Source organism: Sulfitobacter sp. 1A13353 (assembly GCF_043557255.1).
Classification (GTDB): domain Bacteria; phylum Pseudomonadota; class Alphaproteobacteria; order Rhodobacterales; family Rhodobacteraceae; genus Sulfitobacter; species Sulfitobacter faviae.
In genome coordinates this window covers 569,676-596,189 of record NZ_JBIFFS010000003.1, presented here as the reverse complement: position 1 = coordinate 596,189, position 26,514 = coordinate 569,676, and the positions used below count along the sequence as shown (strand labels likewise).

Sequence of the window (26,514 nt, the reverse complement as noted above, 5' to 3'; positions counted from 1 at the left end):
GACTGATATGCCCTGCCGTCTTGCTCCCCCCCCCCCCCCCGCAGGATACCCGTCCTGCGGGCAGCAGGTTTTAACGCCACCAAACAGCCCCACGCGGCACTCTGCCCCAGCGAACGCCCGCGTTTCGACATATTGTGGTCAAATTCCGTGAATAAACGGTTAAGATACCTCTGATACCAGAGGCGCCGCGACGCCCCGCTTAGCACCAACCGGAGCAGCGAATGCTGGAATTTGAAAATGTGTCCAAGTCCTTTTGGACGGGATCGCAGCACAAGGTCATTCTTGACCGGGTGTCTTTTCGCGTGGAGCTTGGCAACTCCTTGGGCATTCTGGCCCCCAACGGCACCGGCAAAACGACCCTGATCAACATGATGGCGGGACTGGAAAAACCCGACGAAGGAGAGATTAGGCGGGGCTGCAACATCTCGTTTCCATTGGGTTTTATGGGCGGCGTGGTCAATAAAGTCTCAGCCATGGAGAACGCCCGCTATATCGCGCGGCTCTATGGGCTTGACCCTGATTACGTGGAAAGCTTTTGCCGCTGGCTCTGCGGTTTGGGGGAATATTTTGACCAGCCGCTCGGCACCTATTCTGCCGGGATGCGGGCGCGTTTCTCTTTCGCGCTGATGTTGGCGCTGGATTTTGATATCTATCTGATTGACGAAGGCATGCCCGGCACGACAGACGTGGAATTCAACCGCAAGGCGGGTGATATTCTGAAAGAACGGCTGCGGACCACGACGATCATCATCGTCTCGCATCAGGCCCATACGCTTGAGAAATTTGCCCGCTCCGCCGCTGTCCTTTTGGACGGCAAACTACATATGTTCGATACCTTGGAAGAAGCGAAACAGCTCTATGACTACGAAACCCAAGGCTAGAAAATTCCGCATCCGCAAGGCGCCGCCCCCCTCGGGCAGCAGCGCCGCGCCGAGCAGCGCCGAGAAGGCGCAGGCGGGCCAGACCGACGCCGAAAAGGCCGCGCGCAAGGCCAAACTGCGCGCCGTCGCCGATGCGACCGAGGTGGAACCCTCGCACAGCAAGGAAGCCTTGGAGCATGCCGCCCGCAGCGGCAAAGCCCCCCATTCCGAAAGCGCCCGCTCGGGCGAGGTGTCTTCCGCCAATGAAGTCTCAGCCGAGCAGGACATCGACGCGATCCGCCGCGAAGGGCTGACAGGCCGGCAATTGCGCATGGCGCGGCGGGTGGCGCAGAAACACGGGCTGGCGCCGACCTCGGATTTTGACGCGGTGCGCCTTTTGCGGGCCAAGGGGATCGACCCGTTTCAGCGGTCCAACATGCTGGAACTCGTGGTGCCGCAGTCGGGCGATCCGGCGGACAGCGGCCTGCCCGCCACCCGCGGTCAGCCGGGCGACCCGAAGGTGCAACTGCCCCAGACCACGCCCCGCGGCCCGCGCGGCCTGCCCTCGACCGATGTCAGCCCCGCCGAACGTCGCCAGCGCGAGATCTCGGACATTCAGCGCGACATCACCCGCCGCCGCCGCCGCAAAGCGGCCATGCTGCTGGTCCGGCTGGCCTTTTTCGTCATGCTGCCGACCATCGCCGCCGGCTATTATTTCTACAAAATCGCCACACCGATGTATGCCACCGAAAGCCAGTTTCTGATCATTCAGAACGAAGGTGGCGGCGGCTCCAGCCCCTTTGGCGGGCTTCTGCCCACGCAATTCGCCAATAGCGCCGACAGCATCGCAACGCAGGCCTATCTGCAATCGAAAGACGCGATGCTGCGGCTCGACGCAGACGCAGGGTTTCGCGCCCATTTCGCCGACCCTGAGATCGACGCGATCCAACGGCTTTCGGAAAATCCCAGCAACGAAGAAGCCTATAAGACCTACAAGAAGAACGTCAAAATCGGCTACGACCCGACCGAAGGCGTGATCCGGATGGAGGTGATTGCCGCCGATCCCGAGGTCTCGGAAGAATTCTCGAAACGTCTGCTCACCTATGCCGAAGAGCGGGTGAATGACCTGAGCAAGCAAAAGCGCGAAGACGGGATGCGCGACGCGCTGGAGGGTTATGAAACCGCGCTGGAGAACCGCCGCGCGGCGCAGGAGGCGCTGATCAAACTGCAGGTCGACAACAACGTCGACCCCGAGGCGATGATCGCCTCGATCCGCACGCAGATCACCAATTACGAGACCCTTTTGATCGAAAAGGAACTCGAACTCGCCGCCCTGCTCGACAACCAGCGCCCGAACCAAGCCAAGGTCGATGGCGCGCGCGGGGATGTGCGACGGCTGCGCGAACAGCTCACCAAACTGCGCGAGCGGATGACCGCCGCCAACGAAGGCGAAAACTCGCTGGCGCAACAGGCGGTCGCCGCACAGCTTGCGCAGGCCGATCTGGCCTCTGCCGACATGGTGCTGCAAAGCGCGCAAACCGCAATGGAACAGGCCCGAACCGAGGCCGGGAGGCAAGTCCGCTACCTCACCGTGGCGGTCAACCCCGTGGCCCCGGACGAGGCGACCTACCCCCGCAAGTTCGAAAACACGATATTGGCTTTCCTTATCTTTGCAGGCATCTACCTGATGTTGTCCCTGACAGCGTCCATTCTAAGAGAACAGGTAACTTCATGACCCAGCTGCGCATTGGCAATCTGACCGTCGGCAATGATCGTCCCCTCACCGTGATCGCTGGCCCCTGCCAGTTGGAGAGCGAAGACCACGCGCAGATGGTGGCGGGCATTCTGAAAGAGGCCTGTGACGCCGCAGGCGCGCAGTTCATCTTCAAGGGCAGCTATGACAAGGCCAACCGCACCTCCCTCTCGGGCAAGCGCGGTTTGGGCATCGAAAAGGGGCTGCAAGTCCTGCGATCTGTGGCCCGCGCCAATGACGTGCCGGTGCTAACGGATGTGCATAATGAGGCGCAATGCGCACAGGTCGGTGAAGTGGTCGACGTGCTGCAAATCCCCGCCTTCCTCTGCCGCCAAACCGACCTGCTGCTCGCCGCCGGGGAGACCGGAAAGGCGGTGAACGTGAAGAAGGGGCAGTTCCTCGCCCCTTGGGAGATGCAGAACATCGTCGATAAGATCGAAAGCACCGGGAACCGCAACATCCTGCTGACCGAACGCGGCACGACCTTTGGCTACAACACGCTGGTCGCCGACATGCGCAGCCTGCCGCAGATGGCCCAAACCGGATATCCGGTGGTGATGGACGCGACCCATTCCGTGGCCCAGCCCGGCGGCAAGGGCGGCTCTTCGGGCGGCCAGCGTGAGTTTGCCCCCGTCATGGCCCGCGGTGCTGCGGCGATTGGCGTTGCGGCGATCTTCATGGAAACCCACGAAGACCCCGACCGCGCGCCTAGTGACGGGCCCAATATGATCTACCTCGACCAGATGCCGGGGCTGATCAACCTGCTGATGCAATTCGACGCGCTGGCCAAAAGCCATCCGCTGACTTTCTAAATTTATCTTAAAAAGCGAGTATTTGACGTGAGTAAACCGGCCTCCACCGTGACCCCGAACACTTGGGAATTTCTGCGCGATGCGATGATCACCCCGACGGGCTTTCGCGAATATGACGCGCGTTGGAAATACCCCGACGACATCAACCTGCCCGGCATCACCGCCCTCGGCCTCGGCCTTGGCACACAGATGCATGCGCGCGGGATCGAGCCTGTCATCGCCGTGGGCAATGACTATCGCGACTATTCGCTCTCGATCAAAAATGCGCTGATGCTGGGGCTGATGCAGGCCGGGATCACGGTCAAGGATATCGGCCCGGCGCTTTCCCCAATGGCCTATTTCGCCCAGTTCCACCTCGATGCCCCTGCCGTTGCCATGGTCACGGCGAGCCACAACCCGAACGGCTGGACCGGCGTCAAAATGGGGTTTCAGCGCCCCCTTACCCACGGCCCGGACGAGATGGCCGAGCTGCGCGACATCGTCCTGAATGGCCGTGGTGAACGGCGTCCGGGCGGGGCTTATGAGTTCGTCGACGGCGTGCGCGAAGCCTATTTGGATGACCTTGTGGGTGACTTCAAAATGACCCGCAAACTGAAAGTCGTTTGCGCCACCGGCAATGGCACCGCGTCGGCCTTCGCGCCCGAGCTGTTCCGCCGCTTGGGGGTCGAGGTCGTCGATAGCCACAACACGCTCGACTACACCTTCCCCCATTACAACCCAAACCCCGAAGCCATGGAGATGCTGCACGACATGGCCGACAGCGTCCGCGCCTCCGGCGCTGATCTGGCGCTCGGTTTCGACGGTGACGGGGACCGCTGCGGCGTGGTGGATGACGAGGGCGAAGAAATCTTCGCCGATAAGATGGGCGTCATCATGGCCCGCGATCTGGCCAAACTGCACCCAAACAGCACTTTCGTCGCAGATGTGAAATCCACCGGGCTCTTCGCCTCGGACCCTGAGCTGCAAAAACACGGGGCCAAGGCGGACTATTGGAAAACCGGCCACAGCCACATGAAACGCCGTGTCAAAGAACTGGGCGCGCTGGCGGGGTTCGAAAAGTCCGGCCACTATTTCTTGGCCGAGCCGATTGGCCGGGGTTATGACTGCGGCATGCGCGTCGCGGTGGAAATCTGCAAGCTGATGGACCGCAACCCAGACAAATCCATGTCGGACCTGCGCCGCGCCCTGCCCCAGACCTATTCGACGCCCACCATGTCGCCCTATGCCTCGGACACCGAGAAATACGACATCCTCGACCGGATCGTGGAGAAGCTCACCGCCAAGGCCGATGCCGGGGACAAGATCGGCGGCCGCGCGATTGCCGAGGTCATTACCGTCAACGGCGCACGCGTCATGCTCGACAACGGCGGCTGGGGCCTCGTGCGGGCCTCCTCCAACACGCCGAACCTGGTCGTGGTCTGCGAAAGCCCCGAATCTGACGCCGAAATGCGCGCGATCTTCGCCGATATCGATGCGGTGATCCGCACCGAGCCGGGCGTCGGCGATTACGATCAATCGATCTGATCGCCAGTTACGGCACCAGAACGACAAAGGCCCGGGGCATCGCCACCGGGCCTTTTTTTTGAACTAGAAGAGTTTACTTCAGCGCCGCTTCGCAGAAGGCGCGAATGCGCTCGGCATTCTTCACCCCCGGCGCGCTCTCGACCCCCGAAGAGACATCAACCTGTCGCGCCCCGGTGAGGGCAATCGCCTCCCCCACATTCTCGGCGTTCAGCCCCCCGGCGAGCATCCAAGGCTTGGGCCAGCGCCGCCCAGCGATCAGCCGCCAGTCAAAGGCTAAACCGTTGCCCCCCGGCAGCACCGCATCCTTGGGCGGCTTGGCATCAACCAAAAGCTGATCCGCGACTGTGACATAGTCGTTCAGCAGCGCCAAATCATCGCGATCCGCCACGCCCACGGCCTTCATCACCGGCAGCCCATAGCGCGCCTTGACCTCGGCCACCCGCGCAGGGCTTTCGCTGCCGTGCAGTTGTAGCATGTCCAAAAAGGGCACCGCAGCCAGCAACGCATCTAGCGCCGCATCGTCGGCATTGACGGTCAGCGCGACCTTGCAAATGCCGTCAGGCACTGCCTCGGTCATATGCGCCGCGGCCTCCAGCGACAGATGGCGGGGGGATTTTTCGAAAAAGACAAACCCCAAGGTGCGTGCGCCCGCTAAAAGGGCGGCGGGCACATCGGCAGGGTCGGTCAAACCGCAGATTTTTACGTTAACGTTCTCAGGCATGGGTGGGGTTTAGCCTGCTTCGTCGAGCAGCGCCAGCACCTCATCCTTGCCCTGATGCTTCTCTTCCTTGAGGCGGATCACCTCACGCTCCAACCGACGACGCTCACGCGCCTGCCGCGCCAGTTCGGCCCGGTGGCCATGTTCGCGGATCCATTCCCAAACGAAGCCCACCAAAAGCCCTACGATGATCCCGCCAAGGATCACGATAAAGAGCGGCAGTTCGATAGAGGGGTTCACGGCAAACCAACCTGAAATCTCGGTCGGAAGCACTTGAAGTGTCACGATATTCCGGTTCGCCAGAGCAACGGAAACCAGCGCAATCGCGAAAAGCGCGATGCAGGCATAACGAATGTAACGCATCAGCTTTTCCCGTTCAGCCGGTCACGCAAGAGCTTGCCCGTCTTGAAGAAGGGTACATGCTTTTCTTCGACATTCACCGTCTCACCGGTGCGCGGGTTGCGCCCCACACGGGCATCGCGTTTTTTAACGGAAAAAGCACCGAAGCCGCGCAATTCAACCCGGTCCCCACGCGCCATGGCGCCCGTGATCTCATCAAAGACCGTGTTTACGATCCGCTCAACATCACGTTGATAAAGATGCGGATTGTCGTCAGCGATCTTCTGGATCAGTTCCGACCGGATCATGGCACGTCCCCCGAGAATTTATTGATGTCTTATCCGACTATAGGAAATAACGCCCCACACGGGAAGGTGTTCCACCAACGCCGCGATAGATTTTTCGCAGCGAAACCTCTGTTATTTCGGCCCTTTTCCGCCGCCTGCCGCCGCTGAAGGCCACGGCGCGTAGGGATTGGGCATAAGGGTCAAAACCCGCTTCGCGATTCGACCCCGCCCCCTGAACAGCAAAAGGCCCCACATGTGGCCATGCGGGGCCTTCGCTAAGATCACATCTTCAACGTGGAATATGCTTACTCGTCGTCGCCTTTCAGCGCCGCACCAAGGATGTCGCCCAAGCTCGCGCCGGAGTCGGAGGAACCGTACTGCTGTACCGCCTCTTTCTCTTCCGCGATCTCGCGTGCCTTGATGGAAACGCCCAGACGGTGTGCTTTCGCATCAACGTTGGTGATGCGCACGTCGACCTTGTCACCGACCGAGAAACGCTCGGGGCGCTGTTCGGCACGGTCGCGGCTGAGGTCGGAACGACGGATGAAGCTCTTCATGCCTTCGTATTCGACTTCGATGCCGCCATCTTCGATGGAGGTCACGGTCACGGTCACGATCGAGCCGCGCTTCACGCCGCCCACGGCTTCGGCGAACTTGTCACCGCCGACGTTCTTGATCGAGAGCGAGATGCGCTCTTTCTCAACGTCCACTTCGGAGACAACGGCCTGAACCACGTCACCTTTGCGGTAGTCTTGGATCGCTTCTTCGCCGCGCTGGTCCCAGCTGAGGTCGGAGAGGTGAACCATGCCGTCGATGTCGCCGGGCAGGCCAACGAACAGACCGAATTCGGTGATGTTCTTGACTTCGCCTTCGACTTCAGTGCCCTCGGGGTGGGTCTCAGCAAAGACTTCCCATGGGTTGCGCATGGTCTGCTTGAGACCAAGGGAAACGCGACGCTTGGCGCTGTCGATTTCCAGAACCATGACTTCGACTTCTTGGCTTGTGGACACGATCTTGCCGGGGTGCACGTTCTTCTTGGTCCAGGACATCTCGGAGACGTGGACCAGACCTTCGACGCCGGGCTCCAGCTCAACAAATGCGCCGTAGTCGGTGATGTTGGTCACGCGGCCGCTGTGCACGGAACCCAGCGGGTATTTCGCGCCAACCAAATCCCATGGATCTTCCTGCAGCTGCTTCATGCCGAGGCTAATGCGGTGGGTCTCTTTGTTGATCTTGATGACCTGAACCTTGATGGTCTCGCCAATCGACAGGATTTCGGACGGGTGGTTCACGCGGCGCCATGCCATGTCGGTGACGTGCAGCAGGCCGTCGACACCGCCAAGGTCAACAAACGCACCGTATTCGGTGATGTTCTTGACCACACCATCGACGGTCTGACCTTCGGTCAGGTTGCCAATGACTTCGGCACGCTGTTCGGCGCGGGACTCTTCGAGGATCGCACGGCGCGATACAACGATGTTGCCACGACGGCGGTCCATCTTGAGGATTTGGAACGGCTGCTTGAGACCCATGAGCGGGCCTGCGTCGCGTACGGGGCGCACGTCGACTTGGGAGCCGGGCAGGAATGCAACTGCGCCGCCGAGGTCGACGGTGAAGCCACCTTTGACACGGCCAAAGATCGCGCCTTCGACACGCTCTTCTGCGGCATAGGCTTTTTCCAGACGATCCCAGGCTTCCTCACGGCGGGCCATTTCGCGGCTGATGACGGCTTCGCCACGCGCGTTTTCGACTTGGCGAAGGAAAACTTCGACTTCGTCGCCAACTTCGATTTTGGGGGATTCGCCGGGATCAGCAAATTCTTTCAGCTCAACGCGGCCTTCCATTTTGTAGCCGACGTCGATGATGGCTTGGCCCGCTTCGACAGCGATCACCTTGCCTTTGACGACTGTGCCCTCTTGGGGCGTGTCCATTTCAAAGCTCTCGTTAAGAAGCGCTTCGAATTCGTCCATTGCTTTGGTCATGTAGCTTTTCGTATCCTTATCAAATGTTTCTGGCCGCGCGGTTGTCTCCGCCGGTCTGGAGTTGCAATTGGTCGTTGTGGTGGCACCGTGCCGATCTTGTCAGAGAAGCTCCGACATAAAAGCACAGCGGTTGACCCGCAGCCGAACGCAAACAAAAGAGGGCCGGTTAGTACCGACCCTGCCCGCTATATCGCGTCCGAAGCTGTAACCGCCCCTTAGACAAGGCGCGTATAGGCGAATTTTGGCGCTCCTGCAAGGGCTATGGCGTGCTGGCCGGGGGATATGCGGGGTTCTGCCGGGCGAGGGTTCCGTAGCGCGCCCGGGGATAGAGGGCACCACAATGCATCAGAGCCATCGCGGCGCTGCAACCTTTTCCTAGCGATCTGCACGGCCCCTGCCGCGGTAAGCCGCCGCTCGCCCGCCCCAGCCCGCGCCCAGCCCCGGCGCGGGTTTCGGCGGATCGGCAAGATCGCGTTCGGCAAGGTCACTGCCCTGATAGCTGGCAAGATCCTCAACGAACTCCCACAGACGCAAGAAAGTGTAGTCGACCTTTCCTAACGCCTCCGCCACGGCGGCGGGGTTCGACCGGTCCAAGGCGCATAGCGCGCGCATGCTTTCATTCACCATCGGCTTGATATCCTGCGCGCATTCCTCGGTGAACCGCCGTAGAACGCTTTGCAGCTCAGTCCGTTTTTGCTCCTGCGTGGCCACGCTCAGTTGCAGAGCGGTCTTGTGAAGCGCGTGAAAGGCAGAACGCCTGAGTGTGCTTTGCGAAAGCTCATCCTTGGCGATATAGTCACTACAACCGCCGCGCAGCGCTTCGATCGCGACGTCACTCTGCTCCGTCCCGGTGACCATCACCGTGGCCACACCGCCGTTGTGTGGATGGGCGCGGATCATCTGCAAGCCGCGCAGGCCATCCCCGTCGGGCAGGTTGTAGTCCAGCAAGATCAGGTCAAACGCCCCCTCATCCAACTGCTGGCCGAGGGCGGCGAGGCTCTCCGCCTCTGTCAAAGAGACAGGAAAGTCCAGCCCGCCGCAGAGCCGTTTGATCCGCATCCGGTCAAAGCGCTGGTCATCTACGATCAGGATGCGCGCCGCCGCCAAAGGCTCAGCTGCGCCATTCGCCCTATCGCCTGCACCGCTTCCGCGCCTTGCCACGCTCATCAGCCGTCCCCCTGCTTTGCCTCGGCATTTAGACCCACGGAGCCTAACAAATGGTTAACCCGCCCCTATTCGCCGCCAGCCTTGCAGAGGAATGTTGCGGTGGCGCGGCGGGGCCGCTACATGAGCCGCCATGAGTGATACAACACGCCCCCGCCGCAACTTCTATGGCCGCCTCAAAGGCAAAGCGCTGAAGAAGTCGCAAAAGACCTATATCGACGAAGACCTCGACGCATTGTCGCCGGGGGCCGTCGATTGGGAGAGCAATCCCGACCGAAGGCCCCTTGACCTTGATACGCTGTTTGGCGGGCGCAAGGTCTGGCTGGAAATCGGCTTTGGCGGCGGTGAGCATCTGGTGTATCAGGCCGGGCAGAACCCCGATGTAGGCATCATCGGCTGCGAGCCTTACATCAACGGCGTCGCCATGTTGCTGGGCAAAATCCGGCGCGCGGGCGTGGACAATCTTGCCATTCACCCCGGTGACGTGCGCGATATGTTCGACGTGTTGCCCGAAGCCTCCATCGACCGGGCGTTCCTGCTCTATCCCGATCCTTGGCCGAAAACCCGCCACCACCGCCGCCGTTTTGTCACGCCCGAGCATCTGGAGCCGCTGGCCCGCGTGTTGAAACCCGGCGCGATCTTCCGCGTGGCGACGGATATCGAGGACTACGTTCGCCAGACGCTCGAACAGGTGCCGCAGCATGGGTTTGATTGGCTGGCCGAAGGGCCTGACGATTGGCGCGCGCCTTGGGATGACTGGATTTCGACCCGCTATGAGCAAAAGGCGCTGCGCGAAGGGCGCACCCCGCATTACCTGACCTTCCGCAAACGCTAAGTATTTGCGCCTGATACCACCCCGTTTCCAATCCATCGCACGCGTGGCGATGGACGCTGCCGCCCGCCTGCGATAATAGGAACCTTGAGCAGATCAGAGGTACCTCATGTCCAGTCACGGCAGCCCCATTCCCATGTCATCGCGCGCCTGCGGGCCGCTTAGCGGCACCGCCGAAGTGCCCGGCGACAAGTCGATCTCGCACCGCAGCCTGATCCTTGGCGCCATGGCCGTGGGCGAGACCACGATCACCGGGCTTTTGGAGGGGCAAGACGTGCTCGACACCGCCAAAGCCATGCGCGCTTTCGGGGCCGAGGTCGTCGACCACGGCGGCGGCTCCTATTCCGTGCACGGGGTGGGTGTCGGCGGCTTTGCCGAGCCGGACAATGTGATCGACTGCGGCAATTCCGGCACCGGCGTGCGGCTGTTGATGGGGGCGATGGCGACCTCTCCGATCTCGGTCACCTTCACGGGCGATGCCAGCCTCAACAGCCGCCCGATGGCGCGGGTGACTGACCCGCTGGCGCTGTTCGGCACGCAAACCGTGGGCCGCGCCGGGGGCCGCCTGCCGATGACGCTGGTCGGCGCGGCCGAGCCTGTGCCAGTGCGCTACACCGTGCCTGTGCCTTCGGCGCAGGTCAAATCCGCAGTGCTGCTGGCCGGGCTGAATGCCCCCGGCAAAACCGTGGTGATCGAGGCCGAGGCCACCCGCGACCATACCGAGCGGATGCTGGCGGGCTTTGGCGCCGAGATCACGGTTGAAGAGACCGACGAGGGCCGCGTCATCACCCTGACCGGCCAGCCCGAGTTGAAGCCGCAGCATATCGACGTGCCGCGCGACCCCTCCTCCGCCGCCTTTCCTGTCTGCGCGGCGCTGATCGTCCCCGGATCGGACGTGCTGGTGCCCGGCATCGGGTTGAACCCCACGCGAGCGGGGCTGTTCACCACCCTGCGCGAGATGGGCGCGGACCTGACCTATGAAAACGAACGCACCGAAGGCGGCGAGCCTGTGGCCGATCTACGCGCGAAATTCTCGCCCAACCTCAAGGGCATCGAAGTCCCCGCCGAACGCGCGGCGAGCATGATCGACGAATACCCAGTGCTCTCGGTCGTGGCAGCCTGTGCGACGGGCGAGACCGTGATGCGCGGCGTCAAGGAACTGCGCGTCAAGGAAAGCGACCGGATTGAGGCCATGGCCAGCGGGCTGCGCGCCAATGGGGTCGCGGTCGAAGACGGGCCGGATTGGTGGACCGTCAAAGGTCTGGGCCACGGCAATATCCCCGGCGGTGCAACCTGTCAGAGCCATCTCGACCACCGTATCGCCATGTCGTTCCTGATCCTTGGCATGGTCGCGCAACAGCCGGTACAGGTGGATGACGGCGGACCCATCGCCACCTCCTTCCCGATCTTCGAGCCGCTGATGGCCTCCTTGGGTGCGCAGGTCGAACGGTTGCCTGCGTGACAGGCGACCGGCTGATCTGGCTCAGCCTTTGCGCTGCACTGGCCTTTGCAGCCCTTGCGGGCTTTGCCGAGACACATCTGCGCGCGGCGGGCATCGGCGTCTTGGACGGGCGGCTTCTGGGCTATGATCTGCCCGGGGCGCGCGCCTATCTGTCAGCACTCAGCCCCGAGCAGACGGCGCTGTATCTGGGCCAGTTCCGGCTGGCCGACACCGCCTTTCCCGCCCTCTTGGCACTGGCCCTCCTGCTGTGGTTCCGGCGCTGGTCGGTGGGCGGGCTGCGCTTGGGGCTGACGCTGGCCGTGGCGCTGTATCTGGGGGCGGATTACACCGAAAACATGCTGATCGGGCGGCTGGTCGAATTGGGGCCGGACCGGATCACCGCGCAGGCCGTCGCTACGGCGAGCCTGTTCACAAAGGCGAAATGGGTGATACTGGCGGGCTGCTTCACGGCGGCCCTGCTGCTTGGCCTGCGGGCCCGGAACAAAAGGAATTTGCGATGACGGATAACAAAACCAACGGCATCACCGTTGCCATCGACGGCCCCGCCGCGGCGGGCAAAGGCACCGTGGCCAAGGCGGTGGCGGCGCATTTTGGTTTTGCGCATCTCGACACCGGGCTTTTGTACCGCGCGGTCGCGGCCAAGACCCTCACCGGGATGGACCCGGAAGAAGCGGCCCAGACCCTCGCCCCCGTCGATCTGGAAGACCCTACTCTGCGCAGCCCCGAGGTTGCCCAAGAGGCCAGCAAAGTGGCGGTGATCCCCGCGGTGCGTGCCGCCCTTGTGCGGTTCCAGCGCAGCTTTGCCACCCGCGCGGGCGGCGCGGTGCTCGACGGGCGCGACATCGGCACGGTGATCTGCCCCGACGCGCCGGTCAAACTCTTCATCACCGCCAGCCCCGAAGTGCGCGCACAGCGCCGTTTCGCCGAACTGTCGGGCAAAGGGATCGAGACCAGCTATGAAGATGTGTTGGAAGACGTGCGCCAGCGCGACCTGCGCGACATGAGCCGGGACCAAGCACCGCTGAAACCTGCCGAGGATGCCAAGCAGATCGACACGACGGAAATGGCGATTGAAGATGCGGTGGCCGCCGCCGTGGCCTTGGTCGAGGCGAAACGGGGCTGACCCCCGCCGCGAAAAGGGGGGGCGCTGTCGCCCACCCCCTCAATACTTACACAGCCGCTTTCAACTGATCGACAAGATCACGGCGCTCCCAGCTGAAACCGCCATCCGCGTCGGGCGCGCGGCCAAAGTGGCCATAGGCCGCCGTGCGCTGGTAGATCGGCTTGTTCAACTGCAGATGCTCACGAATGCCGCGCGGGGTCAGGTCGATGATCTGGCGGATCGCTTTTTCGATCGCGGCGTCATGCACGTCACCGGTGCCATGGGTGTCGCAATAGATCGACAGCGGCTCGCTCACGCCAATCGCATAGCTCAGCTGGATGGTGCATTTGTTCGCCAGCCCTGCCGCCACGACGTTTTTCGCCAGATAGCGTGCCACATAGGCCGCCGAACGGTCAACCTTGGTCGGGTCTTTGCCCGAGAACGCACCGCCGCCATGCGGAGCGGCCCCGCCATAGGTGTCGACGATGATCTTTCGGCCCGTGAGGCCCGCGTCGCCATCCGGCCCGCCGATCACGAAAACGCCGGTGGGGTTCACATGCCAAACGGTGTCGGCGTCGATCCACCCCTCGGGCAGCACCTCGCGGATATAGGGCTCCACGATTTCGCGGATATCGGCGCTGGTCTGGCTTTCGCTCTCATGCTGGGTCGACAGCACGATGGAGCTTACGCCCACCGGTTTGCCGTTCTCGTAACGCACCGAGAGTTGGCTTTTCGCATCGGGCCGCAGGGTCGGCTCGGTCCCGTCTTTGCGCACCTCGGCCAGACGGCGCAGGATCGCATGGGCGTAGTGGATCGGCGCGGGCATCAACTCGGGCGTCTCATCGGTGGCGAAACCGAACATGATGCCCTGATCGCCTGCGCCCTCTTCCTTGCCATCGGCGGCATCGACGCCTTGGGCGATATGCGCCGACTGCGGGTGCAGCAGATTGGTGATCTCACATGTCGCGTGGTGGAACTCATCCTGCTCGTAACCGATGTCCTTGATGCAGGCGCGGGCGATGTCCTCGACACCCGCTAGGTACTCGTCCAGTTTGGTCTTGTTGGCCAACCCGACCTCGCCCCCGATCACGACGCGGTTGGTGGTGGCAAAGGTTTCGGCGGCGACCCGCGCTTCGGGTTCCTCGCTGATGAAAGCGTCGAGGATGGCATCGGAAATCCGGTCGCAGACCTTATCCGGGTGCCCCTCGGAAACGGATTCCGAAGTGAAAGTATAGTTCTGACGGGACATGTAGTGCTCCAATAAAAATTACGCACCACGTCAGGAAGCCGTTGTGGTGCTCTCCCAACGGCTTAGACAACCGCTGGTGGATGGTCAATCGGCATTCCCCGGGCTGCGACGGCGGGCCACGGCAAGCCCGGCAAGGCAGAGGGTCAGAAGCAGGATCAAAGGCAAATCACCGCTGCGACTGTAGAGCGTTGGTGCCAATGGCGCAGGCAGCGGCGCGTCGATGAAGCCCGCGGAATTGAGCGGCAGCGAAGCGATCACCCGCCCCTGCGGGTCGATCATCGCCGAGATGCCAGTATTGGCCGCCCGGGCCATGGGCAGCCCCTGCTCAATCGCGCGCATCCGCGCTTGGACCAGATGCTGACGCGGGCCTGCGGCCTTGCCGAACCATGCGTCATTGGTGACCTGCATCAGGAATGCGGGCCGCGCTGGCGCGGCGTTCACATCATGGGCAAAGACGGCCTCGTAGCAAATCAACGGCAATGCGGCGCCGAGCGGCCCCAGATCCAAAACCTGCGCCCCCGGCCCGCTGGAAAAGCCGTTCCCCTCCTGCGCGGCGAGGCCGTGGATCCCGAAACGCGCCATCAGATCCCCCAAGGGCATGTATTCGCCAAAAGGCACGAGGTGATGTTTGTCATAAAGCTGATCGACCGCGCCGCCTTCGTCCAACACAACAAGCGAGTTGTAATAGCGCATGTTCGACCGGCGCTGCACGCCAAGCACCACCGGCACGTCCGAGGCTGCGCCGATCTCATCCAAGGCGCTGCCCGCCATGTCCAACGACCATGGGATCGCGGTCTCGGGCCAGATCACCAGATCGGGGGCGGCGCCTTCGTCTTGCGGCGCAGCGGCAGTGTAGTCGAGCTGGCGGGAGAAATAGAATTCAAAGGTATCGGGGTTCCACTTATCGCGTTGCGCGGCATTGGGCTGCACCAAACGGACCACGTTCTCGGTCAGCACCGCAGGCGGCGCTTGCGGGGGCAGCAGCAACAGCAGCACCGTCGACAAGGCCAACGCCCCCTGCCCCAACCGCAGGCTCAAAGGGCCGCGCAGCAGCAAGATCGCGGCGATGGCGAAAAGCCAGAGGTTCAGCGCATAGGGGCCGACCCAAGCAAGCCCCTGCCCGGACATCACACCGACGAGCGCCTGCGCAGGCATGGCCCATGGAAAGCCGGTGAAAATATAGGCGCGCAGCAGTTCCACCGCCGCCCAAGTCAGCGCCAGCCCACGCTTCGGCGCGATCCAGCGGGCGAGGCCAAAAGCCACCCCCCAGAACAGCGCCATGCCAGCGGCCAGCAGGATCAGCGCGAAAGGTGCCATCCACCCATGCCGCGCCACATCGACCATGAAGGGCGAGACGATCCACTGCAGCGCATGTAGGAAGTAGCCGAAGCCAAAGCCCCAGCCCAAAAGCGCCGCCCGCGCCGGCCCGCCCGCCTGCGCGCGAAACAGCCAGAACGCGGCTACCAGCCCGGCAAAGAGCAAAATAGGCAGTTCATAAGGCGCTTGCCCGAAGGCTGCGATGGCCCCGGCGAGGGGGGCCAGCAGCAACCGGCCCCGCATCGCCAGCCGTTGCCTCATCCCCCGGCCCCTTGGGTGCGGACCCGCAACCGTTTGATACGGCGCGGATCGGCGTCGATCACCTCGAACTCCGGCCCGTCGGGGTGCAAGACCACCTCGCCCCGCGCAGGCACGCGGCCCGACAGCATGAAGACCAAGCCGCCAAGCGTGTCGATCTCTTCTTCGTCGACGGTTTCATGGTCGGTCAGGGAATGGCCAATCTCAGCCTCAAAATCCCCCAGCGGGGTCTTGGCGAGCGCGAGATAAGTGCCGGGCTTTTCGACCGTCCAATAGGTGCCCTCGTCGACGTCATGTTCGTCTTCGATCTCACCTATGACCTGTTCGATCAGATCTTCGATGGTCACCAGCCCGTCGACACCGCCATATTCGTCGATCACCAGTGCCATATGCCGCCGCTCGGCCTGCATCTTGGTCAGCAGCACGCCGATGGTCATCGACGGCGGCACATAGACCAAGGGCCGCAGCAGGGTGCGCAGATCAAACTTGGTGTTTTTGCCATTGAAACCGTGGTTTAGCGCAAGGTCTTTGAGGTGGACCATGCCCACGGGCGTATCGAGCGTGCCATCGTAGACCGGCAGGCGGGTCATGCCGCTTTCCTTGAAGACCGAGACCAGCTCATCCAGCGTGGCACTGACCGGCACGGCGGTGATATCCGCCTTTGGGATCGCCACGTCATCGACCCGCATCCGGCGCAGGTTCATCATGCCGTGGCCCGTGGGCCGCTCAGCCTCTGCCGAGGTCTCTGGCGTGTCGTCCTCACTGTCCGATGGGCTTAGCGCCTCGAACACCCGAGAAAAGAAATTACCGGTGCGCATCGCGCCATCATCCGGCTGCTCATGTCTGTCTTCATCTGTCAGCGCGCTCTGCGCCGCGTCAGATGATCCGTCTGTATCGCCCATTGGGTCCCGTCTGTGTTACAAAGCCCCTCAAGGCCCATTTTCCTTATATGGGTCATCATAACCCATTTTGCCAAGTATTTCGCGCTCCAACCCCTCCATCAACGTCGCGTCGGGGTCATTTTCATGGTCATAGCCCAAAAGATGCAACAGCCCGTGCACGATTAAATGGGTCACATGGGCATCTAATGGCTTCTCCGCTGCCGCGGCTTCGGCGGCGCAGGTCTCGAAAGCCAAGGCGATGTCGCCCAGTTCGAGCATCCCGTCAATGCCGGGGGCGACAGGCAGCGGATCGCCGCCCGGGGTGACCGCCCCGCGTTCCTCGGCAGGCCAGCTTAGCACATTGGTCGCCCGCGCTTTGCCGCGAAAATCTTCGTTCAGCGCGGCGATGCGGCTGTCGTCGCAGGCCAGCAGGGTCATCTCAGCGGCTTCGGCATCAAGGCCGAGATGGCCCAAGGTAGCCCGCGCCGCGGCATGGGCGCGCGCCTCAAGGTCGACCGCCGCCCAGCGGTCGTCTTCGATCACGATGTCGAAATCTTCCAGCATAACGTCAAGCGGCACCGCTATCGGCCTCATATGCTTCGATAATCGCGGCGACCAGCGGATGGCGCACCACGTCTTTGGACGAGAAGTAGTTGAAGCTGATGCTGGGGATTTGCTTGAGCAAGCGCTCCGCATCCTGAAGCCCCGACTGCACCCCGCGCGGCAGGTCGATCTGGGTGCGGTCGCCGGTGATCACCATGCGCGAGTTCTGCCCCAGCCGGGTCAGGAACATCTTCATCTGCATCGAAGTGGCGTTCTGCGCCTCGTCCAGCACCACGAAAGCGTTGGACAGCGTTCGCCCCCGCATGAAGGCCAACGGCGCGATCTCAATGCGCTTTTCCTCTAGCAGTTTGGCCAGTTGCTTGCTCGGCAAAAAGTCGTTCAGCGCGTCGTAGAGCGGCTGCATATAGGGGTCGACCTTGTCCTTCATGTCGCCCGGCAGATAGCCCAGCTTCTCGCCCGCCTCGACCGCGGGGCGGCTGAGGATGATCCGGTCCACATGGCCGCCGATGAACATCGACACGCCCACGGCGACAGCCAGATAGGTCTTGCCGGTGCCCGCAGGGCCGATGCCAAAGGCCAGCTCGTTGTCGAAGAGCGATTGCACATAGGCTTTCTGCGCATCGGTGCGCGGCTCAACCCGTTTCTTGCGGGTCTGGATTTCGATCGCATCCGAGATCGGCATTTCAAGCTGGTCACCCTGACGCACGCCGGTGCCCGCGCCGGAGTTGCCCATGCGCAGCAGACCGTCCACATCCGCAGGCTCAACCGCGCGGCCACTTTCCAGCCGGACGTAGAGCGCGTTAAGCAGACTCTCGGCCTTCTCAACAGCCTCGCCCAGAATTTGCAGGTGATTGCCGCGCCGGATGATCTGCACCTCAAGCGATTTCTCGATGGCCGCCAGATGCGCGTCATAGGCGCCGCAGAGGTCGATCAAAAGGCGGTTATCGGGAAATTCCACCACCCGTTCGGCCGCGGTTTCCGGTGTCATCAGATCAGTTGAAGGCAATGCGCGTATCCTTTGTGAAGCACTAAATGTTGAAATAGTCAGACCGGATCGATTTACCAACCCGTCGCGACAAAAAGGGCCGAAGCGCAACGCGCTCCGGCCCGGGGTCTGTGATATGGCCCGCCAAGGTCAATTCGGGTCTTTGATGTTGGAGCCACCTTTGAAGTGGCCTGCGGTATGTGTCGGTGGCGCCACGCCCGAGCAGACCGGCTTCCCGAATTTATCGAGCCGTGCCGAGAGATAGCCCTCGACCCCGTCGTCGATGATCCAGTGGTCGCAACCGTTCGGATCGACCCAGATGCCCGCCTGAAGGTTGCTCAGGTGCTTTTTGTCGATGCCCCGGTCAAAGGTCTTGTCCGAAGGGTAGCCCCGGCCCAGACCGCCTTCGTAATCGGTACAGGCCGAAAGGCCGACGGCACAGGCTGTGACCATGAGAAGTTTTGTCTTAATCACTTTTACGGTCCCTTCAGCGAATGCAGATGATTTCGACACGGCGGTTCTTGGCCATGTTCGCAGCGGAATTGTTCGGCACGGCGGGCATCCGTTCGCCATAGCCCCGCACATCGGCGATCTTGGCACCCACTTGATTGGCGATGCGCGCCACGGCATTGGCCCGGTTGTAGGACAGGCGCATGTTATAGGCGTCCGACGCGCGGCTGTCGGTATGGCCGGTGATGATGTAGGATACCGCCCCAGTCGATTGGAAGAAGTTCGCCAGCCGCGCCCGGCCTTGCGGCGAGATGCTGTATTTGTCGGTGGCAAAGAACTGATCCGCCTCCATCACACCGCAGACATCGCCACGGCGGCAAACCGGAATGCCCTGCCGGGTGACATGGGGGGTCATATAGCCCTCTGCCCCGTCATCCATAACCCAGTGCTCACAGCCATCCGGGTCGACCCAGATGGTCGGCGTGTAAACGCCCTTGTCGCGGCCCTGTTGCGAGGGTGTCTGCGCATCGACCGAGGTGCTGGCCACGATCAGCGCCGCTGCCATCGTCAGGCTGGCCATGGCGCGCAGTGCTTTGGAAATAGTGGGTCCCACAGCGTTTGTCCTATTCTAATTTCTGGTTCTTATCTTTGGCAAATGCGACCCCTCCCCGGACCCGCGCCTTTTGAGTATAGGGTCAGGTTAGGTAAAAACGGTCTCGCTGTGAAGCTGTGAAATCAACATTTTGTGGCCGAACCTTGGCGGCTTACAACGAATCCACCGCGGGGTAGCGGCAAAACGGCTTCGGAGCGCGGCCATTTCACCCTGCCCCGATCCGCCGAAAACAGGCTATTGACGACGGCTTGGCGACAATCCCGCGCAAGCCCTTGGGATTGTTCGCAAACACCAGCCCCTGCCATTGAATTTTCTTGAAAATCGCACCTTTAGACCTAAACCTCTTTCCATCGGATCGCGAGGGTGGGACTTCGCGCGGCTTTGCCGATCTTGATTGCTGCAATGAAAACTGGGGGACCAACTTATGATGAAAACGCTACTCGCCACCGCCGTCACCGGCCTGCTTGCGCTGCCCGCTTTCGCGGGGGGCGTGAAATACGCCTATCACAACCAAGGTGTGGCCCATCCCACGGGCAATGTGATCCACGTCAGCTGCTACCGCGGCCCGTGGAACGACGTGATCTGGGACCGGCCAAACTCGGTCTTCGTGGATAGCCTCGTGGCCGTGGGCTATGACTTTGCCACCGCCCATGCCGTGGCAGAACGGGTCTGCCGGGATCACACACTCGTCGGCAACCCTGAGGGGCTGAAAGCGACGATGAAGCGGATCTTTGCGGATGCCGCGTCACACCGCAAACACAACTACTGACAAGCCAAGGGTGCGCGGCGACGCGCACCCGTTGCAGCCCCCTTGGGGCTGCGGATCAGACCAGAACGGCGGCCAGAGAGTTCGTCTTGGCCTCGGTCACCCGCACGCGCTGGATATCACCGATCTGTGCCGTGCTATCTTCGATATGCACCGCATGCAGATACTCCGACTTGCCCAGCATCTGACCGGGTAGACGGCCCTTCTTCTCAACCAGAACCGAGACTTCGCGCCCCACCATCGACTGCTGGATTTCCTGCTGGTGCTGGGTGATCAGCCCTTGCAGACGCTGCAAACGGTCGTCGGCCATGGCTGGATCGACCAGCGGGCGTTCGGCGGCCGGCGTGCCGGGGCGGGTGGAGTATTTGAACGAATAGGCATAGCCGTAGCGCACCTGCCGGACGAGCTCCATCGTGGCCTCGAAATCCGCCTCGGTTTCTTCCGGGAAGCCGACGATGAAATCACCTGACAGCACGATGTCGGGCCGCGCTTCGCGGATGCGCTCAAGCAGCTTGAGGTAGCTTTCGGCGGTGTGGCTGCGGTTCATCCGTTTCAGGATATGGTCGCTGCCCGACTGCACCGGCAGATGCAGATAGGGCATCAGTTCGGGCACCTCGCCATGGGCCGCGATCAGATCGTCGCCCATGTCGTTGGGGTGGCTGGTGGTGTAGCGGATACGCTCCAACCCGTCGATCTCGGCCAGTGCGCGGATCAACCCGGCCAGCGTCATGCCGCCGTGGTAGGCGTTGACGTTCTGCCCCAGCAAGGTGACCTCGCGCACGCCGCGCTCAACCAGATCGCGGGCCTCGTCCAGCACCTTCTCGGCGGGGCGGGAGACTTCGGCGCCGCGGGTATAGGGCACCACGCAGAAGGCGCAGAACTTGTCGCAGCCCTCTTGCACGGTCAGGAAAGCCGCGGGGGCGCGTTTCGCCTTGGGGCGGCCCTTGAGGTGGTCGAATTTGTCTTCTGCCGGGAAATCGGTGTCGAGCGCGCTTTGCCCGCCCTGCACCTTCGCTTCCATCTCCGGCAGACGGTGGTAGCTTTGCGGGCCGACCACCAGATCGACGGCGGGCTGGCGGCGCATGATCTCTTCGCCCTCGGCTTGGGCCACGCAGCCCGCCACGCCGATCTTCAGATCGGGCCGCGCGTCTTTCAGCGGTTTCAGACGGCCCAGTTCGGAATAGACCTTCTCCGCCGCCTTCTCGCGAATGTGGCAGGTGTTGAGCAGGATCATATCCGCGTCATCGGCGCGGTCGGTGGTGACATAGCCCTGCCCGCCAAGGCTCTCGGCCATGCGTTCGCTGTCATAGACGTTCATCTGGCAACCATAGGTCTTGATGAACAGCTTTTTCGGTTGGGTCATGGCGGGCATCCAAGGGTTTTGACGGATTTCGGGCAGATGGCGTCGTCTAACAGCGGTGGCCGCGTCTTGCAATGCACCCGGAATTGGCCGACTTTACCGGCGGCAAATTCCAGCGGGGGCCTATGCGGTATCGCGATCTCGACCAGCTTATAAAAGAGGCCCGCACGGCGCTGAACACAGGCCCCATCGCCATGATCTTGGTCGAGGATGAGATTGAGGTCGACACCACCCTGCGCCACCACCAGCAGGTGGGGTTCGACAGCGTCGTGGCGCTGATGCCCTCCGGTTTCGACCTGCCCCGCGACCTAGAGGAAAGCGTGCTGCGGGTCGATTATGACACCACCGCCGAAGCCGCGCTGGAGCGGGCCGTGAACCGCATGATCGCGGCGGTGCCGGGGCAATGGCTTTATTACTGCTACAACGCCGAATACCTGTTCCACCCCTTCAGCGAGACACGTAACGTCAAGGAATTGCTGGCCTTTCACAGCGAAGAGCGGCGCGATTCCATGCTGGCCTATGTGGTGGACCTCTATGCGCTGGACCTCAAGGAACACCCCAATGCCGTTTCACTCGAGCAGGCGCATTTGGACCGCTCGGGCTATTACGCGCTGGCGCGCAAGGATGCGGCCCGGCAGGGGCATCCCAAGGAACGGCAGCTTGATTTCTTTGGCGGGCTGCGCTGGCGGTTCGAGGAACATGTGCCGCCGCAAAGCCGCAAGATCGACCGTATTCCGCTGTTTCGCGCCAAACCGGGGCTGAAGCTGCGCGGCGACCACAGGTTCAACGACGAGGAATACAACACCTACGCTTGCGAATGGCACCACAACGTCACGGCGGCGATCTGCTCGTTCCGCACGGCCAAGGCGCTGAAGCGCAATCCCGGCAGCCGCTATGACATCGCTACATTCCAGTGGCACAACTCCGAGCCGTTCGAGTGGCATTCCCGGCAGTTGATGGATCTGGGCTTGATAGAGCCGGGGCAGTGGTTTTGACAGGCTCTCCTCTCAACTGTCCCGCCCGTGGGAACCACGGGCATCGCCCTCCCTCCCCCCGGAGGGCGATCTTGCAACGTTTCGGCAGACGGGCCAGCCACGGTCCAGAATGACCGTCCCAAACCACGCGACCGCTCATCGCCCCCCCAGGGAGGGCGACACCCTCAGCACATGGCGGCTAACCTTTTCGATGCCCGGACAAGACGCCGCCGGTATCCGCTACACTCAGCCCGCAACCGCCCAAAACCTGCGCCCGCCTAAAACCTCCTTGCACTCACCCGCCATGCACCTATGACGGAAGACAGCCTGAACGGGAGGGTCCGATGGCCGTCAACTTGCTCGACACATTCATCAAACCGATGCACCGCGAGGGCATCAAATTCGTGGCGATCTTCGCCGCTGTCACGCTGGTGCTCTTCGCCATCGAAGAAGTCCTCGGCTGGATCGGCGTGGGCCTGACGATCTGGTGCTACTACTTCTTCCGCGACCCCGAGCGTGTCACCCCCGACCGGCCCGACCTGATCGTCAGCCCCGCCGACGGCATCGTCTCACTCATCGAGCCTGCGGTGCCGCCCGCCGAGCTGGGGATGCCGGATGTGCCGCTGACCCGGGTCAGCGTCTTCATGAGCGTCTTTAACTGCCACATCAACCGCGCCCCCGTCGCGGGCAAGGTGCAGGCCGTGGCCTACCGTCCGGGCAAGTTCTTCAACGCCTCGCTCGACAAGGCCAGCGCCGACAATGAGCGCAACAGCCTGTGCATCCGCATGGACGACGGGCGCGACATCGCCGTGGTGCAGATCGCAGGCCTCGTGGCGCGGCGCATCGTCTGCTTCGTGAAATCCGGCGACGGGCTTGAGACCGGCGAACGCTTCGGCTTGATCCGCTTTGGCTCCCGGCTAGATGTTTACCTGCCCGAAGGCGTCGACCCGATGGTGCGCATCGGGCAGACCATGGTCGCCGGGGAAACCGTGCTGGCCGAGTTGAAACAGCCGGTCATAGAGACCGCCCCGCTTTAGGAAAGACCCCATGCGCCCCCCTTCTGAAAAGACCGGCGCGGACCTTGCGCTGATCCAGCTTCTGCCCAATGCGCTGACGATCACCGCGATTTGCGCAGGGCTTTCGGCGATCCGCTTTGGGGTGCAGGGCAACTATGTGCTGGCGGTGCAACTGATCCTTCTGGCCTGCGTGCTGGATGGGTTGGACGGGCGGCTTGCGCGGCTTTTGCGGTCTTCCAGCCCGATGGGGGCGGAATTGGACTCGCTGGCCGATTTCCTGAACTTCGGCGTGGCCCCGCCGCTGATCCTCTATTTCTGGGCGCTGCAAGACATGCGCAGCGCGGCGTGGATTTCCGTGCTCGTCTACGCGGTCTGCTGCGTGGTGCGGCTCGCGCGATTCAACGTCAACGACAAGGCCGAAGCCGCCAAGGCCAAGAATGGCGATGCGGTGGGCGAATCCGGCTCCTTCTTCACCGGCATCCCCTCGCCCGCGGGCGCGCTGCTGGTGCTCTTGCCGATGACGCTGTCCTTTGCCTTTCACAACCGGCCGATCCTGCCGGATTGGATGATCTGCCTGCATATGGTGCTGATCGGTTTTCTGATGATCAGCCGCATCCCCACATGGTCTTTCAAAACCACCAAAGTCTCCCGACGTCATGTGAAATACCTGCTGGTGGGCGTGGCAATTTTCGCCGCCGCCTTGGCCACCTACGCTTGGACCACGCTCGTCGTGCTCTGCTTGGCCTATATCGGCATGGTGATCTGGGGGCTTTTGAGAGCACGGAAAACGAGTTTAACCAAAAGGAATTGAAATGGACATCAAGGCGGTCGAGACATCCTATGCCCGTTGGGCACCGATCTACGACAAGACCTTCGGCGCGTTGACCAGTGGCGGTCGCCGTCATGTCGTGGCCCATATCAACAAGGGCAGCGGCTCTGTCCTCGAAGTGGGTGTCGGCACCGGCCTGTCCCTGCCCCACTACGCGCCACACCTCTCCGTCACAGGCATTGATTTCAGCGACGAGATGCTCGCCAAGGCCCGCCAGCGCGTCACCCGCGAAGGGCTGCAACATGTAGCTGACCTGCGCCAGATGGACGCGCGCGACCTCGACTTCCCCGATGCCAGTTTCGACACGATTGCTGCGATGCATGTGCTCTCCGTGGTGCCCGAGCCTGAGCGCGTGATGGAGGAAATCGCCCGCGTACTTAAACCCGGCGGTCAGGTGGTCATCGCCAACCATTTCATGCGCACCACGGGCGTGCTGGGCTTCCTGGAAAAAGTCTCGGCCCCCTTTGCGAATACGCTCGGCTGGCATTCGGATTTCGAGATGGAAACCGTGTTGCAACAAGATGCGCTGGAAGTCGAAGACGAACGCGCGCTGCCGCCCATGGGCATGATGACCTTTCTGGTACTGCGAAAACGCGGCTGATCACGCAGGCGGCGGGGGTTGCCCCGCCGGTTCAGGTCTTCCGGCGCAGCCGGATCACCACATCGACCGAGGCAATCTCGGCCCCCTCGGGGGCATCGGGAAGCTGCGCGATCACCAACTCTTCCGAGGGCGCATCGGTCAGCTTGCTGTCGTCTTCCCAAAAGAAATGTGGGTGATCGTGGGTGTTGGTGTCGAAATAGCTTTTCGAGCCATCCACGGTCACCTCCTGCAACAGCCCGGCATCGCAGAACGCCCGCAGTGTGTTGTAGACCGTGGCCAGCGAAACAGCCTCGCCCTGCCCCTTCGCAGCCTCAAACAGGCTTTCGGCGGTGACGTGGCGGTCTTGCCCATCGCCCACCAGAAGGCTCGCCAGCGTGACACGTTGGCGCGTGGGGCGCAGCCCGGCCTGAGCCAACCAGCGCGTTCCGACCTCTTGTACCTCTGCGGACATCAGTTCCCTGCCTTTCAGGGTCATATAAAGGAGGAAATCCCCGGTTTTCAATTGAAAACCTTGCACCAATCGTCGCAGCGTCCCTGCCGCGCCCTTGCGGCACGCGGCGGCGGGGTGCTAAACGGGGCCGGATGTTATAACAGAGCAGCAGGAGAGCCGCAGGATGGCCGACTACCCCACGAGTTTCGACAAGGAAGATCTGCTGAAATGCGCCCGCGGTGAGCTTTTCGGCCCCGGCAACGCACAGCTTCCCGCCCCGCCGATGCTCATGATGGACCGGATCACCGATGTCTCGGCCGATGGCGGCGCCCATGGCAAGGGCCATATCACCGCCGAGTTCGATATCACCCCGGACCTGTGGTTCTTTGAATGCCACTTCCCCGGCAATCCGATCATGCCCGGCTGCCTTGGCCTTGACGGTCTGTGGCAGCTCACGGGCTTCAACCTCGGCTGGCGCGGCTGGCAGGGGCGCGGCTATGCGCTTGGGGTAGGCGAGGTGAAGCTCACCGGGATGGTGCGCCCGGACCGCAAGATGCTGACTTATAAGATTGATTTCACTAAGGCGATCCAAACCCGCCGCCTGACCATGGGCGTGGCCGACGGCATCGTCGAAGCCGATGGCGAGGTGATCTATCAAGTGAAAGACATGAAAGTCGCCCTTAGCGAGAGCTGAAGCGCTGCGACTTTACGGATATGAAAAGGGGGCCGCGCGGCCCCCTTTTGCATTGTCGCTCAAAGCGTCTGCATTTCCTGCACCTTACCGTCATGGCGCCCGGTAACCGCGGCCTCGGCCAGCACGGCTGCCACATCGGCACGATGCGCCTCGCCCTTTTGATCGACCCCCTCGCCCAGATTGACCGCATTGGTCTTGGGGTCATCGGTCAGCGCCACGGGCCGCAGGATCGAATGGGTCAAGCCAGAGGCCTGTAGATGTTCATCCGCCGCCTGTTTCGCCTTGAGGTAATGTGTCATCTCATGATCCTCAGGCGGGTTATCGGCGCCCACCGAACTCAGCATCACGAAGCGGTCGACCTTAGCCTCGCGGGCCAGATCGACCAGACGCTGCGCGCCTTCGCGGTCAACCTTTTCGGTCATCTCCGGCCCGGTGCTGCCGCCTGATCCGGCGGCAAAAACAACGGCGTCTACACCGTCGCATACACCCGTTTGCAGGTTGGTCAGATTGCCTTTCCGCTCTTCGGTGCCCTCGGGCAGAACAGAGGTATCGGAGCCGTCGCGCACCAGTGCGATGGGCTCGGCCCCGCGGTCTTTCAATTCACTGACGAGCAGACGCCCGGTTTTGCCGGTCGCACCGGCGACAAGTATTTTCATGGTCATATGGAACCTCTCGGAATTTAGTTTGATACG

General features: G+C 62.3%; 28 protein-coding genes, 1 pseudogene and 1 riboswitch. Of the genes and pseudogenes, 14 read left to right on the top strand and 15 right to left on the bottom strand.

All coding sequences use genetic code 11. The annotated features are described in order from the left end of the window. The first annotated feature begins 221 nt into the window (after nucleotides 1-221). From ACGYLO_RS10245 to ACGYLO_RS10230, 4 genes are read left to right on the top strand one after another with little or no spacing between them, the layout of a single operon-like run. Complete coding sequence (locus tag ACGYLO_RS10245; RefSeq protein WP_067261436.1) at nucleotides 222-881, top strand: ABC transporter ATP-binding protein; 660 nt, start codon at nucleotides 222-224, stop codon at nucleotides 879-881. Continuing rightward, on the top strand, nucleotides 859-2,595 hold the full coding sequence (locus tag ACGYLO_RS10240) for a capsule biosynthesis protein (protein ID WP_271689443.1): 1,737 nt from the start codon (nucleotides 859-861) through the stop codon (nucleotides 2,593-2,595). Before ACGYLO_RS10245 ends, ACGYLO_RS10240 begins: the two co-directional genes overlap by 23 nt. Further along, nucleotides 2,592-3,425, top strand: a complete 834-nt coding sequence (gene kdsA, locus ACGYLO_RS10235; protein WP_271689442.1) for a 3-deoxy-8-phosphooctulonate synthase — start codon at nucleotides 2,592-2,594, stop codon at nucleotides 3,423-3,425. The genes ACGYLO_RS10240 and kdsA overlap by 4 nt, the downstream gene beginning before the upstream one ends. A gap of 27 nt (nucleotides 3,426-3,452) precedes the next feature. After that, nucleotides 3,453-4,949, top strand: coding sequence for a phosphomannomutase/phosphoglucomutase (locus tag ACGYLO_RS10230; protein WP_271689441.1), 1,497 nt, complete (start codon nucleotides 3,453-3,455; stop codon nucleotides 4,947-4,949). A gap of 73 nt (nucleotides 4,950-5,022) precedes the next feature. Here ACGYLO_RS10230 and ACGYLO_RS10225 read toward each other — a convergent pair whose 3' ends face one another. The 5 genes and pseudogenes from ACGYLO_RS10225 to ACGYLO_RS10205 all read right to left on the bottom strand — a co-directional run bounded on the left by ACGYLO_RS10225 (nucleotide 5,023) and on the right by ACGYLO_RS10205 (nucleotide 9,442). Continuing rightward, complete coding sequence (locus ACGYLO_RS10225; RefSeq protein WP_271689440.1) at nucleotides 5,023-5,670, bottom strand: phosphoribosylanthranilate isomerase; 648 nt, start codon at nucleotides 5,668-5,670, stop codon at nucleotides 5,023-5,025. 9 nt (nucleotides 5,671-5,679) lie between these two features. Continuing rightward, nucleotides 5,680-6,030 carry a lipopolysaccharide assembly protein LapA domain-containing protein gene (locus tag ACGYLO_RS10220; RefSeq protein WP_067261428.1) on the bottom strand — a complete coding sequence of 117 codons (351 nt, stop codon included), beginning with the start codon at nucleotides 6,028-6,030 and terminating at the stop codon, nucleotides 5,680-5,682. Beyond that, nucleotides 6,030-6,314 (bottom strand): integration host factor subunit beta, encoded by a 285-nt coding sequence (ihfB, locus tag ACGYLO_RS10215; protein WP_067261426.1) that lies wholly within the window; start codon nucleotides 6,312-6,314, stop codon nucleotides 6,030-6,032. The genes ACGYLO_RS10220 and ihfB overlap by 1 nt, the downstream gene beginning before the upstream one ends. 284 nt (nucleotides 6,315-6,598) lie before the next feature. After that, nucleotides 6,599-8,293: pseudogene (gene rpsA, locus ACGYLO_RS10210) on the bottom strand (30S ribosomal protein S1); the annotation flags it as partial. A 357-nt stretch (nucleotides 8,294-8,650) separates the two neighbouring features. Beyond that, nucleotides 8,651-9,442, bottom strand: a complete 792-nt coding sequence (locus ACGYLO_RS10205; RefSeq protein WP_271689439.1) for a response regulator — start codon at nucleotides 9,440-9,442, stop codon at nucleotides 8,651-8,653. 130 nt (nucleotides 9,443-9,572) lie between these two features. Between ACGYLO_RS10205 and ACGYLO_RS10200 the strand changes: the two genes are divergently transcribed. The 4 genes from ACGYLO_RS10200 to ACGYLO_RS10185 all read left to right on the top strand — a co-directional run bounded on the left by ACGYLO_RS10200 (nucleotide 9,573) and on the right by ACGYLO_RS10185 (nucleotide 12,856). Next, on the top strand, nucleotides 9,573-10,274 hold the full coding sequence (locus ACGYLO_RS10200) for a tRNA (guanosine(46)-N(7))-methyltransferase TrmB (RefSeq protein WP_271689438.1): 702 nt from the start codon (nucleotides 9,573-9,575) through the stop codon (nucleotides 10,272-10,274). A 106-nt stretch (nucleotides 10,275-10,380) separates the two neighbouring features. Next, nucleotides 10,381-11,733: a 3-phosphoshikimate 1-carboxyvinyltransferase gene (aroA, locus tag ACGYLO_RS10195; protein ID WP_271689437.1), complete on the top strand. Its 1,353-nt coding sequence runs from the start codon at nucleotides 10,381-10,383 to the stop codon at nucleotides 11,731-11,733. Continuing rightward, complete coding sequence (locus ACGYLO_RS10190) at nucleotides 11,730-12,233, top strand: hypothetical protein (protein WP_271689436.1); 504 nt, start codon at nucleotides 11,730-11,732, stop codon at nucleotides 12,231-12,233. The genes aroA and ACGYLO_RS10190 overlap by 4 nt, the downstream gene beginning before the upstream one ends. Beyond that, entirely contained in the window at nucleotides 12,230-12,856 is a 627-nt protein-coding gene (locus tag ACGYLO_RS10185) for a d(CMP) kinase (RefSeq protein ID WP_271689435.1), read from the top strand. The genes ACGYLO_RS10190 and ACGYLO_RS10185 overlap by 4 nt, the downstream gene beginning before the upstream one ends. 46 nt (nucleotides 12,857-12,902) lie before the next feature. Here the strand turns inward: ACGYLO_RS10185 and metK are convergent, their stop codons facing one another. The 7 genes from metK to ACGYLO_RS10150 all read right to left on the bottom strand — a co-directional run bounded on the left by metK (nucleotide 12,903) and on the right by ACGYLO_RS10150 (nucleotide 19,119). Next, on the bottom strand, nucleotides 12,903-14,084 hold the full coding sequence (metK, locus tag ACGYLO_RS10180) for a methionine adenosyltransferase (protein WP_271691856.1): 1,182 nt from the start codon (nucleotides 14,082-14,084) through the stop codon (nucleotides 12,903-12,905). A 4-nt stretch (nucleotides 14,085-14,088) separates the two neighbouring features. Then, nucleotides 14,089-14,137: riboswitch (SAM-SAH riboswitch) on the bottom strand. A gap of 31 nt (nucleotides 14,138-14,168) precedes the next feature. Then, entirely contained in the window at nucleotides 14,169-15,662 is a 1,494-nt protein-coding gene (gene lnt, locus ACGYLO_RS10175; protein WP_271689433.1) for an apolipoprotein N-acyltransferase, read from the bottom strand. After that, nucleotides 15,659-16,561 carry a hemolysin family protein gene (locus ACGYLO_RS10170; protein ID WP_067261410.1) on the bottom strand — a complete coding sequence of 301 codons (903 nt, stop codon included), beginning with the start codon at nucleotides 16,559-16,561 and terminating at the stop codon, nucleotides 15,659-15,661. The genes lnt and ACGYLO_RS10170 overlap by 4 nt, the downstream gene beginning before the upstream one ends. Before the next feature lie 27 nt (nucleotides 16,562-16,588). After that, nucleotides 16,589-17,134: an rRNA maturation RNase YbeY gene (gene ybeY / locus ACGYLO_RS10165; protein ID WP_271689432.1), complete on the bottom strand. Its 546-nt coding sequence runs from the start codon at nucleotides 17,132-17,134 to the stop codon at nucleotides 16,589-16,591. Continuing rightward, the gene (locus tag ACGYLO_RS10160; RefSeq protein ID WP_271689935.1) at nucleotides 17,109-18,092 is read right to left on the bottom strand and encodes a PhoH family protein; all 984 of its coding nucleotides are present in this window, start codon (nucleotides 18,090-18,092) and stop codon (nucleotides 17,109-17,111) included. The genes ybeY and ACGYLO_RS10160 overlap by 26 nt, the downstream gene beginning before the upstream one ends. A 147-nt stretch (nucleotides 18,093-18,239) precedes the next feature. Next, nucleotides 18,240-18,563: a hypothetical protein gene (locus ACGYLO_RS10155; protein WP_197470808.1), complete on the bottom strand. Its 324-nt coding sequence runs from the start codon at nucleotides 18,561-18,563 to the stop codon at nucleotides 18,240-18,242. A 13-nt stretch (nucleotides 18,564-18,576) separates the two neighbouring features. Then, complete coding sequence (locus tag ACGYLO_RS10150) at nucleotides 18,577-19,119, bottom strand: OmpA family protein (RefSeq protein WP_394374346.1); 543 nt, start codon at nucleotides 19,117-19,119, stop codon at nucleotides 18,577-18,579. Between the two features lie 457 nt (nucleotides 19,120-19,576). Here ACGYLO_RS10150 and ACGYLO_RS10145 point away from each other — a divergent pair, with 457 nt between their 5' ends. Then, the gene (locus tag ACGYLO_RS10145; RefSeq protein WP_209217356.1) at nucleotides 19,577-19,921 is read left to right on the top strand and encodes a hypothetical protein; all 345 of its coding nucleotides are present in this window, start codon (nucleotides 19,577-19,579) and stop codon (nucleotides 19,919-19,921) included. A gap of 55 nt (nucleotides 19,922-19,976) precedes the next feature. On the opposite strand, the gene miaB is transcribed toward ACGYLO_RS10145, so the two are convergent. After that, nucleotides 19,977-21,281, bottom strand: coding sequence for a tRNA (N6-isopentenyl adenosine(37)-C2)-methylthiotransferase MiaB (gene miaB, locus ACGYLO_RS10140; protein WP_271689430.1), 1,305 nt, complete (start codon nucleotides 21,279-21,281; stop codon nucleotides 19,977-19,979). A gap of 122 nt (nucleotides 21,282-21,403) precedes the next feature. Between miaB and ACGYLO_RS10135 the strand changes: the two genes are divergently transcribed. The 4 genes from ACGYLO_RS10135 (at nucleotide 21,404) to ACGYLO_RS10120 (ending at nucleotide 24,698) form a co-directional block, all read left to right on the top strand. Beyond that, the gene (locus ACGYLO_RS10135) at nucleotides 21,404-22,273 is read left to right on the top strand and encodes a hypothetical protein (protein WP_271689429.1); all 870 of its coding nucleotides are present in this window, start codon (nucleotides 21,404-21,406) and stop codon (nucleotides 22,271-22,273) included. A 323-nt stretch (nucleotides 22,274-22,596) separates the two neighbouring features. Then, the gene (locus tag ACGYLO_RS10130) at nucleotides 22,597-23,289 is read left to right on the top strand and encodes a phosphatidylserine decarboxylase (RefSeq protein ID WP_209217358.1); all 693 of its coding nucleotides are present in this window, start codon (nucleotides 22,597-22,599) and stop codon (nucleotides 23,287-23,289) included. Nucleotides 23,290-23,299: 10 nt separating this feature from the next. Beyond that, on the top strand, nucleotides 23,300-24,079 hold the full coding sequence (gene pssA / locus ACGYLO_RS10125; protein ID WP_067261404.1) for a CDP-diacylglycerol--serine O-phosphatidyltransferase: 780 nt from the start codon (nucleotides 23,300-23,302) through the stop codon (nucleotides 24,077-24,079). 1 nt (nucleotide 24,080) lies between these two features. Further along, nucleotides 24,081-24,698, top strand: coding sequence for a class I SAM-dependent methyltransferase (locus ACGYLO_RS10120; RefSeq protein WP_271689428.1), 618 nt, complete (start codon nucleotides 24,081-24,083; stop codon nucleotides 24,696-24,698). Between the two features lie 31 nt (nucleotides 24,699-24,729). Here the strand turns inward: ACGYLO_RS10120 and irrA are convergent, their stop codons facing one another. Next, nucleotides 24,730-25,149 (bottom strand): iron response transcriptional regulator IrrA, encoded by a 420-nt coding sequence (gene irrA / locus ACGYLO_RS10115; protein ID WP_067261468.1) that lies wholly within the window; start codon nucleotides 25,147-25,149, stop codon nucleotides 24,730-24,732. Between the two features lie 163 nt (nucleotides 25,150-25,312). On the opposite strand from irrA, the gene fabA reads away from it, so the two are divergent. Continuing rightward, nucleotides 25,313-25,822: a bifunctional 3-hydroxydecanoyl-ACP dehydratase/trans-2-decenoyl-ACP isomerase gene (gene fabA, locus ACGYLO_RS10110; RefSeq protein WP_067261401.1), complete on the top strand. Its 510-nt coding sequence runs from the start codon at nucleotides 25,313-25,315 to the stop codon at nucleotides 25,820-25,822. A gap of 59 nt (nucleotides 25,823-25,881) precedes the next feature. On the opposite strand, the gene ACGYLO_RS10105 is transcribed toward fabA, so the two are convergent. Beyond that, nucleotides 25,882-26,484, bottom strand: a complete 603-nt coding sequence (locus ACGYLO_RS10105) for an SDR family oxidoreductase (protein ID WP_271689427.1) — start codon at nucleotides 26,482-26,484, stop codon at nucleotides 25,882-25,884. Nucleotides 26,485-26,514: the final 30 nt, after the last annotated feature.

Bases quoted from the DNA above. Each gene is read 5' to 3' on its own strand.
- ACGYLO_RS10245 (WP_067261436.1), top strand. From the start codon at position 222: ATGCTGGAATTTGAAAATGTGTCCAAGTCCTTTTGGACGGGATCGCAG.
- ACGYLO_RS10240 (WP_271689443.1), top strand. From the start codon at position 859: ATGACTACGAAACCCAAGGCTAGAAAATTCCGCATCCGCAAGGCGCCG.
- kdsA (WP_271689442.1), top strand. From the start codon at position 2,592: ATGACCCAGCTGCGCATTGGCAATCTGACCGTCGGCAATGATCGTCCC.
- ACGYLO_RS10225 (WP_271689440.1), bottom strand. From the start codon at position 5,670: ATGCCTGAGAACGTTAACGTAAAAATCTGCGGTTTGACCGACCCTGCC.
- ACGYLO_RS10220 (WP_067261428.1), bottom strand. From the start codon at position 6,030: ATGCGTTACATTCGTTATGCCTGCATCGCGCTTTTCGCGATTGCGCTG.
- ihfB (WP_067261426.1), bottom strand. From the start codon at position 6,314: ATGATCCGGTCGGAACTGATCCAGAAGATCGCTGACGACAATCCGCAT.
- ACGYLO_RS10205 (WP_271689439.1), bottom strand. From the start codon at position 9,442: ATGAGCGTGGCAAGGCGCGGAAGCGGTGCAGGCGATAGGGCGAATGGC.
- ACGYLO_RS10200 (WP_271689438.1), top strand. From the start codon at position 9,573: ATGAGTGATACAACACGCCCCCGCCGCAACTTCTATGGCCGCCTCAAA.
- aroA (WP_271689437.1), top strand. From the start codon at position 10,381: ATGTCCAGTCACGGCAGCCCCATTCCCATGTCATCGCGCGCCTGCGGG.
- ACGYLO_RS10185 (WP_271689435.1), top strand. From the start codon at position 12,230: ATGACGGATAACAAAACCAACGGCATCACCGTTGCCATCGACGGCCCC.
- metK (WP_271691856.1), bottom strand. From the start codon at position 14,084: ATGTCCCGTCAGAACTATACTTTCACTTCGGAATCCGTTTCCGAGGGG.
- lnt (WP_271689433.1), bottom strand. From the start codon at position 15,662: ATGAGGCAACGGCTGGCGATGCGGGGCCGGTTGCTGCTGGCCCCCCTC.
- ACGYLO_RS10170 (WP_067261410.1), bottom strand. From the start codon at position 16,561: ATGGGCGATACAGACGGATCATCTGACGCGGCGCAGAGCGCGCTGACA.
- ybeY (WP_271689432.1), bottom strand. From the start codon at position 17,134: ATGAGGCCGATAGCGGTGCCGCTTGACGTTATGCTGGAAGATTTCGAC.
- ACGYLO_RS10160 (WP_271689935.1), bottom strand. From the start codon at position 18,092: ATGACACCGGAAACCGCGGCCGAACGGGTGGTGGAATTTCCCGATAAC.
- ACGYLO_RS10150 (WP_394374346.1), bottom strand. From the start codon at position 19,119: ATGGCCAGCCTGACGATGGCAGCGGCGCTGATCGTGGCCAGCACCTCG.
- ACGYLO_RS10145 (WP_209217356.1), top strand. From the start codon at position 19,577: ATGATGAAAACGCTACTCGCCACCGCCGTCACCGGCCTGCTTGCGCTG.
- miaB (WP_271689430.1), bottom strand. From the start codon at position 21,281: ATGACCCAACCGAAAAAGCTGTTCATCAAGACCTATGGTTGCCAGATG.
- ACGYLO_RS10135 (WP_271689429.1), top strand. From the start codon at position 21,404: ATGCGGTATCGCGATCTCGACCAGCTTATAAAAGAGGCCCGCACGGCG.
- ACGYLO_RS10130 (WP_209217358.1), top strand. From the start codon at position 22,597: ATGGCCGTCAACTTGCTCGACACATTCATCAAACCGATGCACCGCGAG.
- pssA (WP_067261404.1), top strand. From the start codon at position 23,300: ATGCGCCCCCCTTCTGAAAAGACCGGCGCGGACCTTGCGCTGATCCAG.
- ACGYLO_RS10120 (WP_271689428.1), top strand. From the start codon at position 24,081: ATGGACATCAAGGCGGTCGAGACATCCTATGCCCGTTGGGCACCGATC.
- irrA (WP_067261468.1), bottom strand. From the start codon at position 25,149: ATGTCCGCAGAGGTACAAGAGGTCGGAACGCGCTGGTTGGCTCAGGCC.
- fabA (WP_067261401.1), top strand. From the start codon at position 25,313: ATGGCCGACTACCCCACGAGTTTCGACAAGGAAGATCTGCTGAAATGC.
- ACGYLO_RS10105 (WP_271689427.1), bottom strand. From the start codon at position 26,484: ATGACCATGAAAATACTTGTCGCCGGTGCGACCGGCAAAACCGGGCGT.